The sequence below is a fragment of the Streptomyces mexicanus genome (genome assembly GCF_902506575.1).
GTDB lineage: Bacteria > Actinomycetota > Actinomycetes > Streptomycetales > Streptomycetaceae > Streptomyces > Streptomyces mexicanus.
On record NZ_LR732689.1, the window covers coordinates 1 to 10,328 of the forward strand.

Genomic DNA, 10,328 nt, shown 5'->3' on the forward strand with positions numbered 1-10,328 from the left:
GCCGGTGGGCGGGCGGGTGTCGAGCAGCGCCTGTGCCGATGTCACGGTCATGCCTCCCCGGGGGGTGCGGTGCTGTGCGCGGGTCCGGGTCCCGCCCTGACCGTGAATCTAGGCAACGGCGGTCGAGCCCCGGTACAGCCCCGGCAGCCCCTGGGCGGGATGCCTCTTACGGGTTGAGCACCCAGGCCGACTCGTGGCGGGTGAATCCGATGTGCGGGGAGTAGTCGACGGCCGCGGGCGCGGACAGCAGCACGAGCTTGGCGTCCGGGGCCTCGCCGCGGGTGGCGTCGATGAGGGCGCGGCCGATGCCGCGGCGCTGGTGGTCCCGCACGACCGCGATGTCCGAGACGTAGGTGACGTAGGAGAAGTCGGAGACGGCGCGCACGATGCCGAGGAGCACGCCCTCCTCGTCGCGGGCGACGAGGACGAGGTTGGCGTTCTCGACCATGGCCGCGAACCGTTCGCGGTCCCCGACCGGGCGCCGCTCGCCGAGGCCGGAGGCGTGGTAGACGCCGAGGACCTCCTCCAGGTCGAGCGCGGCGCCGTCGACGCGGTCAATCTTGAAGTTCATGCAGCTTCTCCAATCGGGTGCGGATCACATCGTGGTGGGTGAGGAAGCGCTCGGGTCCGAGGCCGGCCAGGTCGATGCCCTGCTTGGCCAGGGACGCGCCGAAGTGCTCGCCCGTCGCCAGGGTGTGGTTGGCCGCGGCCTGCACGCTGCGGTAGGCGCGTTCGCGTTCCACGCCGTGGCCGAGGAGTTCGGCGAGGACCGAGGAACTGTAGACGAGGCCGTCGGTCTGGTCGATGTGCGCGCGCATCCGGTCGGCGTCCACGGTGAGCGAGGCCACCAGCTCGGCTGCCTTGGTGACCTGGAAGTGGCCGACGCTGAGGCTGTCCGGCAGGATCACCCGCTCCACGGACTGGTGGGCGAGGTCGCGTTCGTGCCAGAGCGCCACGTTCTCCAGCGCGGTGTCGGCGTAGCCGCGCAGCAGGCGCGCCAGGCCGCACAGGCGTTCGCTGGTGGTGGGGTTGCGCTTGTGGGGCATGGCGCTGGAGCCCTGGTAGGCGCTGGTGCGGGCCTCCTCGACCTCGCGGACCTCGGTGCGCTGCAGCAGCCGCAGTTCCAGGGCGATCTGCTCCACGCAGGCGCCCAGGACGGCCACGGCCTGCAGGAGCTGGGCGTGCCGGTCGCGGGCGACGACCTGGCTGGGCGCGGGCTCGACGGCGAGGCCGAGGGCGGCGCAGACGTGCTCCTCCACCCGCGGGTCGATCAGCGCGTAGGTGCCGACGGAGCCGGAGACGGTGCCGACGGCGACGGCCTGGCGGGCGGCTTGGAGCCGGCGCAGCGAGCGGTGGACGGCGAAGGCGTGTCCGGCGAGTTTGTGCCCGAAGGTGGTGGGCTCGGCGTGCATGCCGTGGGTGCGGCCCACCATCGCGGTGTCCCAGTGCTCCAGGGCGCGTCCGGTCAGCACGCGGCGCAGCCGCCGGGCGGCGCCGGTGAGCAGGTCGGTGGCCTGCGCGAGGGTGTGGCCGAGCGCGGTGTCGACGAGGTCGTAGCTGGTCATGCCGAGGTGCACCCAGCGGGCGGACGCGTCGGGGATGTCCTCGCAGTAGGCGGCGAGGAAGGAGAGCACCTCGTGGTCGCGCTCGCGCTCGATCTCGGCGACCCGCGCCGGGTCGGGGACGCGGGCGCGGCGCATGTCCTCCACCGCCTCGTGGGGTACGCGGCCGAGAGCGGCCTGCGCCTCGGAGGCGAGGATCTCCACCCGCACCCAGGTGGCGTAGCGGTTCCGGTCGGAGAAGAGCGAGGCCATCTCCGGCAGCGTGTAACGGGCAATCATGGCGGGCCGCCTTCGTCGGGAGGGGAACGTCAGGGGGGCGTGGGTTCGGCCGAGGTCAGTAGGCGCCGAAGTACTCGCGCTGTTCCCACTCGGTGACCTGGCCCGGGGCCGGTGGCGCCTGCACGCACGCGGCCTCGTAGCGGCGCAGCTCGCTCTCCTTGAGCTTGGCCAGGCAGGCGGCGAGCGGCTCGCCGAGCAGCCGGGCGGCACGGCCCGCGCGGAAGGCGTCGAGGGCCTCACGCAGCTGCTGCGGCACCAGGCCCGCCCCGCCGGCCCCGGCGGTGTCACCGGTGTCGGTCGGCGGGGTCTGCGCGGTCAGGCCCTCCAGTCCCGCGAACAGCTGGGCGGCGATGTTCAGGTAGGGGTTGGCGCAGGGCTCGCCGATCCGGTTCTCGATGTGCGCCCCGGCGCCGTGGCCGACGACGCGGAGCATCGCGCTGCGGTCCTCCTGGCTCCAGCCGAGGCGGGTGGGTGCGAGGAGGTGCTCGGCGGACAGCCGCCGGTAGCCGTTGACGGTGGGCACCGAGAGCAGGAACAGCTCGCGCGCCCACGACAGCAGGCCCTCGGCGTACGCCTTGCCCTGCGGGGACAGTCCCCCGAAGGGGCCCTCGGTGCCGAACAGGTTGCCGCCCGTGGCGAGGTCGGTGACCGACTGGTTGAGGTGCCAGCCGCTGGGGTCGGCGGCGTCGAGGAGCGGCAGCGACATGAAGGAGGCGTGGTGGCCGCGGCGGGCGCACCAGCTCTTGGTGACCGTGCGGAACAGCAGCATCGCGTCGGCGGTGTCCAGCGCGGTCATCGGGCTGAACGTCGTCTCGATCTGGCCGGGCCCGGACTCGTGCTCCATCGACCGCAGGGGCAGGCCCAGGGCGAGCAGGTGCAGGGCGAGCGGGTCGGTCAGGGGGGCGGCGGTGTCGTAGTGGGCGTCGAGGTTGAACTGGTAGCCGGCGTTCAGGGCCGCCACGCGCGGCGCCCTGCCCTGCAGGCCGAAGCCGTTGCCGGTGTTGCCGGGCTCGTCGTCCAGGCGCCGGGTGAGGTACCACTCGACCTCCAGGCCGAGGACGGGGGCGAGGCCGTGCTCGGTGTACCGGTCGACGACGCGGCGCAGCACGGCCCGGGACGACAGCGGGTGGGGGGTGCCGTCGCGCAGGTACTCGTCGCCGATCACCCAGGCGGTGCGGGCGTCGCCGCCGGGCAGCGGCTGGAAGGTGAGGGGGTCGGGGACGAGGATGAAGTTCCCGGCGCCGGCGATCTCGTCGACGCCGATGCCGTGGTCGCCGAGGAAGTCGACGGCGACGGCGTGCCCGGTGTCGAAGACGAACGGGCCGGGGCTGAAGTTCATGCCGTTGCGCAGCACGGTGCGGAACGCCTCGGCGGTGAGGGTCTTGGAGCGGGCCAGTCCGTGCGGGTCGCCGAAGACGAGGCGTACGAAGTCGAGGTCGGCGAGGCTCGCCTCGACCTGCTCGGCGGCGGCGGTGCGGGCCTCGTCCCACAGCCCGTGGTCGGTGACGAACGAGGGCCGTCCGACGCTTCCCTCCGCGGCGGGTGAGGACCATGACCTGGCATACATGGGGGTGTCCTTTCCACGAGGCGTGCGTCAGCGGGCGGCCGCGGGCTCCAGGGCTCGTGCCGGGGCGGGCGCCGGGGTGGCGAGGTCCGGTTCCAGGCGTGCGGCGAGGGTGAGGACCAGGTCGTCCGCGCCGACGGGGCCGACCAGTTGCAGGCCCACGGGCAGGCCGGAGCGGGTGAGTCCGGCGGGCAGCGACAGGGCCGGCTGCCCGGTCATGTTGAACGGGTACGCGGCGGGCGCCCAGGCCAGCCACCGCCGGGCGCGGGGGTCGGCCGCCCAGGCCGGGCCGATGGCGCCGGCGGCGAACGGCTCGACGGGCACGGTGGCCATGGCCAGGACGTCGTAACGGTCCATCAGGGCGCGCAGGCCGGTGCGCAGCTCCTGGCGGACCTCCTCGGCGCGGATCACGTCGGCGCCGCTGAGGGTGCGCCCGTAGCGGATGACCTCGAGGCGGCCGGGGTCGGCCCGCTCGTCGTGCTCGGGGCGGGCCCCGGCGGCCTCGCAGGCGGCGAGGAGGTCGACGAGCGCGGGGTAGGGGTCGGTGCGGTACGGCTCGATGTCCTCGACCAGGTGGCCTTGGCCCAGCAGCGCGGGCCGGGCCTGTCCGGTCCCCCGGCGGACCTCCTCGGCGGGGCCCTCGTACTCGATCCAGCCGATCCGCAGGGTCCGGCGGGTGCGCGGCGCGTCGAGGGGGCCCAGGCCGGAGTCCGGGTCGCCCGGGTGGGGGCCCGCCATGACCTGGGCGAGCAGCGCGGCGTCGGCGACGGTGCGGGGGAGGGGGCCCTGGTGGGCGAGCCGGTCGGCGCTGTTGGGGACGTACGGGATGCGGCCCAGGGACGGCTTGTAGCCGACGACGCCGCAGAACGCGGCCGGGATGCGGATCGATCCGGCGCCGTCGGTGCCCAGGGAGCCGTCGCACAGGCCCGCGGCCACCGCGGCGGCTGCCCCGCCGCTGGAGCCGCCCGCGCTCAGGCGGGGATCGTAGGGGTTGCGGGTGGGCGGGCCGACCCGGCTGACGGTCGAGGCGCTCCAGCCGTACTCGGAGGTGGCGGTCTTGCCGACCACGACGGCTCCGGCGGCGCGCAGCCGGGCCACGGCGGGCGCGTCCGCCCGGGGCCGGTCGTTGGGCAGCAGCGAGCCGCGGGCGGGGGGCAGGTCGCGGGGCTGCAGCAGGTCCTTCACGGAGACGGTGACGCCGAGCAGCGGCAGGGTCCGCCAGACGTCGGGGCCGCCCTCGCGGAGGCGCCGGTCGGCCCGTTCCGCGGCGCGCAGCGCCTCCTCGCCCGCGACGGCGACGTACGCGTCGAGCGTGTCCTGTTCGCGGGCGGCGGCCAGGACGGCGGTCGTGTGCTCGACGGCGGACAGCTCGCCCCGCCGCAGCAGTTCCCTGGTGCGGCTGATGCCGTGGGCGGTCATCGCTCTCCTCTCAGGACGCCCGGCGGCCCTGGCCGGCCAGGAGGTCGGAGTCGGCGGCTCCCCGGCCCGTGACGGCCGTCCAGTGCCAGCCGGAGTCGAACGCGGTGACCTCCAGTTCGGTGCCGGCGGCGACGAGGGCGGCGGCGAGCGAGGTGGCGCGGGCGATGAACGCCGACACCCGGTGGGCGGCGAGCAGGTCCTGTTCGCCGAACGGCTCGCCGGCGCAGCGCAGCAGCCGCAGGTCCATGAATCCGTCGAACCGGCGCCCGTCGACCTCGACGGCCTGCGGGGAGCGGATCGAGAACCGCACGTTGTTGTTGACGTGCCCGTGGTGGTGCTGGTCGGAGAAGTAGGCGAGGTCCGGGATGACGGGCGGCACGAAGTGGTCGCGGGCCACGACCTCGGGCACCCGGGGGAGGTTGCCGGCGATGAAGTGCCAGGAGTTGTACTGCATCCGCGAGGACATCGCCCAGGCGGCGTCGGCGAGGGCGGCCTCGGAGCCCCCGAAGTGGGCGGCGGCCTCCGGGCGCGGCACCACGCAGCAGAAGAAGCGGGTGATGTCCCAGTCGCAGATCTCGGCCCAGTTCTCGCCGCGCAGCGCGCGCACCAGGGCGGGCAGGGAGCGCATGCCGCGGCTCATGGCGAAGTCGGCGCCGAAGGCCGTGGCGGTCGCGGCGACGGTCTCGTACACCAGCGACTCCAGGCCGGTGCCGAAGGCGCCGTGCGGCCGGGCCAGCCAGCCGGGCTCGGCGGCCAGGTCCCGGCCGAGGTCGGCGAGGGTGGCGCCGGTCAACGGCAGGCGGGTGCGCAGGTGTTCGGCGACGGCGTCCTCGCGGGCCCGCGCCCGGGGTCCGGGCGCGCCGGCCACGCGTTCCACCTTGTGCATGAGCGCCCCGTGGATCTCCCGGTACAGCTGGGCGCTGCGGGCGACTTCCCGGCGGCGTGCGCGCAGCGCGGCCGCGAGCCGGTCGAGGTCGGCGACGCGGGGCGAGGCGGCGGGCACCGGATCGGCCCCGCACACGGCGTTGTAGGCGCGCCGCACCCGCTCCAGGGTGTACGCGACGTGGTCGACGGTCAGCTGGGTGCCGTTGGCCTCCTCGACGCGGCCGAAGCCGGATGAGCGGATGAGCAGTGTGAGGCAGACGACGAGCTGGGTGTCCTGGTCCGTCCAGAGGTCGAGCGGGAGGCCGTGCAGGGCGCTGAGGGCGCAGTCGGGGTGGCCGGGCCACAGGGTCTTGCCGGTCAGGGTGTTGCGGCCGCGGAAGTTCGTGTACTGGGTGTCCTCCTGGTAGAGGACGAACGGGGCGGTGCGCAGGGCCGCCTCCCTGGCCTGCGCGACCAGCGCGTTACGGCCTTCGGGGCCCTGCTGGGCGAGCCAGGCGCGGCAGTCGGCGGCGCAGGCGGCCTGCCGGGCGCGGGCGTGGTCGAGTTCGCGCCGGTAGACGTCGAGGACGGTGCGGCTCCACGGCACGCGGCGGACGCCGGCGACCAGGTCGCGCGGGTCCAGTGGCGGGGCGCCGGGTGTGCGCAGGACGATACGGCCGCTGGTGCTGAGGGCGATCTCGCCGCGGAACGCGGGCGGTTCGGCGGGCGCGGAGGGCACGGCCGGCGCGGAGGGCCGGGGGCCGGTCTTCGCGGTCGCCGCCCCGGTGCCGGGCACGGCGGCCGGCCCGTCGGCGCCGCCGGCCTCGCGCCAGGTCAGGCCGGCCAGCGCCACCAGGGCGGCCTGCTCGGCGGTGTTCAGGGCGCGCAGCTGGACGTCGCGCGGGACGTGCCCGTCGAGGGTGAGCAGCACCTCGAGGGCCGAGCGCAGGTCCCGGGCCCTTGCCGCGCGCCGCCAGACGCGCTGCAGGAGACCGGGGAACCCGGCGTCGGGTGCGGCGACGCGGTCCGGCTCGGGGGTGGTCCCGGCGGGGATGCCGAGCCGGCTGGGGCGGCGGCTGATCCGCTTCCTGGCGTGTGCGGCGCGGCGGGATTCCTGGCGCCTTGCGGAGTCCTTCATGCGGCGCCCTCGGCGGTGAGTTCGATGTGGTTCCACATCGCGTCGTCGGTGGGGGTCCAGTCCTCGTCGACGTAGATGCAGTCGACCGGGCACTCCAGGACACAGGTGGGGCAGCCCGAGCACAGCTCGGGGACGATCACCACGTCCAGGCCGCGGTCGAAGATCGCGCCGAACTCCCCGGGACAGGAACGCAGGCAGTTGCCGCAGGTGATGCACTCGGACGGTTCGATGCGCCGCGGCGGCTTCTTCCAGTTGTCGGCGCGGGCGCGCCGCGCGATGCGATCGGCGCGCTCCGACAGCGCGGCGGACGACGCGAGCTTCTTCACGGGATCGGCCCCCTCCGGGACTCTTCTCGGCCACGGCCGAGACGGACGGTCCCGATCGTCACCGGGCCGTCTCGACTGCCCCCGGAGCGCGGGTGGGGACCAACTGGAGTCCGGGCGCGTCCCGGCAGGCCCTGGGGGGTGACTCCAGCCGCCCGCGAGCGCGGCCCGTCCGCGCCACCGGAGTCTCGGTGTCCGGGCGCTGTCCGGCGGCCGCCGGCCGGGGACGCGCCGACCTGCCCGCCGCGGGCGGGCCACCCGGCCGCCCGCCGCCCACCACGGAGGAACCCATGCCGCTGCCGCCCGCCCGTGTGGTCCGGATCGTCGAAGGCGTGCGCAACGCTCTGCTCGGACTCGTGCGCAAGCTGGCCCCCGCGCCCTTCTCGCTGCTCGAGATGGTCCAGGGCGCCATGCTCAGCCAGGCCCTCTACGCCGCCGCGGAGCTGCGTGTGGCCGAGGCGCTCCGCGACGGCCCGCTGCCTGTTGCGCGGATCGCCGAGCAGGTCGGGGCCCATCCGGAGACGCTGCACCGGCTGCTGCGGCTGCTCGCCGCGAACGGCGTCTTCGCCGAGCGCAAGGACGGCAGCTTCGCCCTGACCCCGATGGCGGAGGCGTTGCTGGAGGACGCGCCGATGTCGATGCGCGGCATCGCGGTGCTCATGGGGCACCCGGTCCACTGGGAGGACTGGTCGCACTTCGTCGACGCGGTGCGCTCCGGCGAGCCGTCCCTGCCCAAGCTGCGCGGCATGACGGCCTTCGAGTTCCTGGAGGCGAAGCCGGAGTACGGCCAGGTGTTCTTCAAGGGCATGGGCGCCATGTCCGCCACCGAGACCGAGCCGATCCTGGCCGCGTACGACTTCTCGCGGTTCGGCACGGTCGTGGACTTCTGCGCCGGGCGCGGCGAGCTGCTCGCGGGCATCCTGCGGAAGTCGCCGGGCGTGCGGGGGATCCTCGCCGACCCGCGGGTGGCCGAGAACGGCGCGGCGCAGTACCTGGCCGAGCAGCGGGTCGCCGACCGCTGCGAGGTGGTGGCCGCCGACCTGTTCGGGCCGGTGCCCGAGGGCGGCGACGCCTACGTCCTCAAGCACATCGTGCACGACTGGCCCGAGGAGCAGGCCCTGCAGATCCTGCGCAACGTGCGCGCCGCGATGCGGCCCGGCGGGCGGCTGCTGCTGATGGAGATGGTCGTGCCGGACAAGCCGAACGCCCCGCACGCCTCCAAGCTCGTCGACCTGTGGCTGATGCTGCTCGTGGGCGGCAAGGAGCGCACGGCCGGGCAGTACGCACGGCTGCTGGCCGAGGCGGGCTTCCGGCTGGAGCGGGTGGTGCAGACCGCGGGCGCGATCTCGGTCGTGGAGGCGAGCGCCCGCTAGGGCGTGTGTCGAAAGCAGCGTCGTCCGCCCGGAGGGCGGGGCCCGCGGCGTCCGGCGCGGTGCATCGCACGGCGGAGGGTCGTCCGCGTACGGGGCGTACGCGGACGAGCCCCGGCAACGCGGCGAGGTGCCGTGCCAGGCGTCGCGGGCCGGAGGGGACTTTCGCAACACGTCCGAGCGTCCGCGACGAGGAGGGGCGCCGCCCGGTGGTCCGGGCGGCGCCCCTCTTCTGCCGCGGTGCCGGTCAGTGTTCGGCGGGGGCGCCGAACCAGCGGGTGAGGGCGGTGTGGAGGCCGTCCGTGCCGCCCGATCCGGTCCAGGCGACGTGTCCGTCGGGGCGGACCAGCACGGCGTCCAGGCCCGCGAGGACACTGTCGCGGTCGGCCGGGGAGGTGGTGGCCGTGACGACGTCGACGCGGCCGGACCAGGGCGCCGCAGCCGCGCGCAGGCCGGCGTCGCCGGTCAGGTCGAGCAGCACCCCGCGGCCGGCGTGCAGCAGCCGGAAGGTGTCGGTCGCGCCGTCGGGCCCGGTCAGCGGGAGCCTGGGCAGGCGCCGCCCGAGCAGCGGGTGGGCGCTGTCGCCGTCGTCCTCGCCGAGGTCGTAGCGGATGTCGAGGTGGGAGACGATGCCCGCCAGGTGGCGACGGACCACGTCGTAGCCGGTGAGTTCGGTGAGGATCCGGCGCAGCGGTTCGGCCTGGTCGCCGCCGAGGAAGACCATGCCCTGGGCTCGGGTGTTCATCAGCAGGCGGCGGCCCACCGGGTGGCGTTCGGCGTGGTAGGTGTCCAGGAGGGCGTCGCCGGCGCGGCCGGTGACGACGGCGGCGAGCTTCCAGCCGAGGTTGGCGGCGTCCTGCACGCCGGTGCTCAGGCCCTGGCCGCCGGCGGGCAGGTGGATGTGGGCGGCATCGCCGGCCAGCAGCACCCGGCCGCGCCGGTACTCGGCGGCCTGGCGGGTGGCGTCGCTGAAGAAGCTGACCCATTCGGCGCCGCCGCCGCTGATGTCCTCGCCGGTGATGTGCTCCCAGGCCTTGGCGACCTCCTCGAAGGTGACGGTGTCGTCGGCGCTGCGCGCGGCGGCGCCGTGCGGGCAGACGATGATGCGGTGCACGCCCTCCTTGAGGGGGGCGGCCATCACCATGCCGTTGGGCAGGGCCTCGCCGAGGTAGCGGGGTTCGAGGTCGACTCCGGTGACGTCGGCGAGGAACATGGCGCGGGTCGCCTCGGTGCCGGGGAAGTCGATCCCCGCGAGCTTGCGCACGGTGCTCTTGCCGCCGTCGCAGCCGACGAGGAACGGGGCGCGCATCCGCCGTACGCCGTCGGGGGTGCCGACGGTGATCTCGGCGTGGTCGCCGTCGCGGAAGCCGTCGGCGAGGGCGAGGACCTCGTGGCCGCGGCGGATGTCGGCGCCGAGGCCGGCGGCCCACTCGGCGAGGACGGCCTCGGTCTGGCTCTGGGGGATGCCGCGGGCGCCGAAGGGGGCGCCCTCCAGGGCGGTGAAGTCGAACTGGACGCCGCCGAAGTGGCCGACGGGGCTGACCTCCAGGCTCTCGCCCTGCCCGAAGCGCGGAAGGATCCCGCGCTGGTCGAACACCTCCATCGCGCGGGCGGTGAAGCCGAGGCCGCGGGACTGGCCGGTGGGCTCGGCCAGCTTGTCGAGGACGATCACCTCGGCCCCGCCCAGGCGGAGTTCCCCCGCGAGCATCAGTCCGGTCGGACCCGCGCCTACGACGATGACGTCGGCGTCCATCGTGGTGTCCTGCATGTCGTGGAATCCCTCTCAGTCATCAGTGGTCCGTGCTCGGT

Annotated in this window: 8 protein-coding genes; 1 reads left to right on the top strand and 7 read right to left on the bottom strand. The window is 75.0% G+C overall.

Annotated elements, in window-relative coordinates:
- Positions 1 to 166: 166 nt before the first annotated feature.
- Genes GV126_RS35185 through GV126_RS35210 form a run of 6 tightly spaced genes read right to left on the bottom strand, consistent with a single transcriptional unit; the run spans position 167 to position 7,152 of the window.
- Entirely contained in the window at positions 167 to 571 is a 405-nt protein-coding gene (locus tag GV126_RS35185) for a GNAT family N-acetyltransferase (protein ID WP_159675468.1), read from the bottom strand.
- The gene (gene purB, locus GV126_RS35190; protein ID WP_159675470.1) at positions 555 to 1,841 is read right to left on the bottom strand and encodes an adenylosuccinate lyase; all 1,287 of its coding nucleotides are present in this window, start codon (positions 1,839 to 1,841) and stop codon (positions 555 to 557) included. Before purB ends, GV126_RS35185 begins: the two co-directional genes overlap by 17 nt.
- Positions 1,842 to 1,896: 55 nt before the next feature.
- On the bottom strand, positions 1,897 to 3,408 hold the full coding sequence (locus tag GV126_RS35195) for a type I glutamate--ammonia ligase (RefSeq protein WP_159675472.1): 1,512 nt from the start codon (positions 3,406 to 3,408) through the stop codon (positions 1,897 to 1,899).
- Between the two features lie 27 nt (positions 3,409 to 3,435).
- On the bottom strand, positions 3,436 to 4,824 hold the full coding sequence (locus tag GV126_RS35200) for an amidase (protein WP_159675474.1): 1,389 nt from the start codon (positions 4,822 to 4,824) through the stop codon (positions 3,436 to 3,438).
- Positions 4,825 to 4,834: 10 nt separating this feature from the next.
- Complete coding sequence (locus GV126_RS35205) at positions 4,835 to 6,826, bottom strand: hypothetical protein (RefSeq protein ID WP_159675476.1); 1,992 nt, start codon at positions 6,824 to 6,826, stop codon at positions 4,835 to 4,837.
- Positions 6,823 to 7,152: an ATP-binding protein gene (locus GV126_RS35210; protein ID WP_159675478.1), complete on the bottom strand. Its 330-nt coding sequence runs from the start codon at positions 7,150 to 7,152 to the stop codon at positions 6,823 to 6,825. The genes GV126_RS35205 and GV126_RS35210 overlap by 4 nt, the downstream gene beginning before the upstream one ends.
- 287 nt (positions 7,153 to 7,439) lie before the next feature.
- On the opposite strand from GV126_RS35210, the gene GV126_RS35215 reads away from it, so the two are divergent.
- On the top strand, positions 7,440 to 8,522 hold the full coding sequence (locus tag GV126_RS35215) for a methyltransferase (protein WP_159675480.1): 1,083 nt from the start codon (positions 7,440 to 7,442) through the stop codon (positions 8,520 to 8,522).
- Between the two features lie 244 nt (positions 8,523 to 8,766).
- Here GV126_RS35215 and GV126_RS35220 read toward each other — a convergent pair whose 3' ends face one another.
- The gene (locus GV126_RS35220) at positions 8,767 to 10,272 is read right to left on the bottom strand and encodes an FAD-dependent monooxygenase (RefSeq protein WP_159675482.1); all 1,506 of its coding nucleotides are present in this window, start codon (positions 10,270 to 10,272) and stop codon (positions 8,767 to 8,769) included.
- Between the last annotated feature and the right edge of the window lie 56 nt (positions 10,273 to 10,328).

What these genes read in the sequence shown, in the direction of transcription:
- GV126_RS35185 (WP_159675468.1), bottom strand. Translation starts at nt 571, where the DNA reads ATGAACTTCAAGATTGACCGCGTCGACGGCGCCGCGCTCGACCTGGAG.
- purB (WP_159675470.1), bottom strand. Translation starts at nt 1,841, where the DNA reads ATGATTGCCCGTTACACGCTGCCGGAGATGGCCTCGCTCTTCTCCGAC.
- GV126_RS35195 (WP_159675472.1), bottom strand. Translation starts at nt 3,408, where the DNA reads ATGTATGCCAGGTCATGGTCCTCACCCGCCGCGGAGGGAAGCGTCGGA.
- GV126_RS35200 (WP_159675474.1), bottom strand. Translation starts at nt 4,824, where the DNA reads ATGACCGCCCACGGCATCAGCCGCACCAGGGAACTGCTGCGGCGGGGC.
- GV126_RS35205 (WP_159675476.1), bottom strand. Translation starts at nt 6,826, where the DNA reads ATGAAGGACTCCGCAAGGCGCCAGGAATCCCGCCGCGCCGCACACGCC.
- GV126_RS35215 (WP_159675480.1), top strand. Translation starts at nt 7,440, where the DNA reads ATGCCGCTGCCGCCCGCCCGTGTGGTCCGGATCGTCGAAGGCGTGCGC.
- GV126_RS35220 (WP_159675482.1), bottom strand. Translation starts at nt 10,272, where the DNA reads ATGGACGCCGACGTCATCGTCGTAGGCGCGGGTCCGACCGGACTGATG.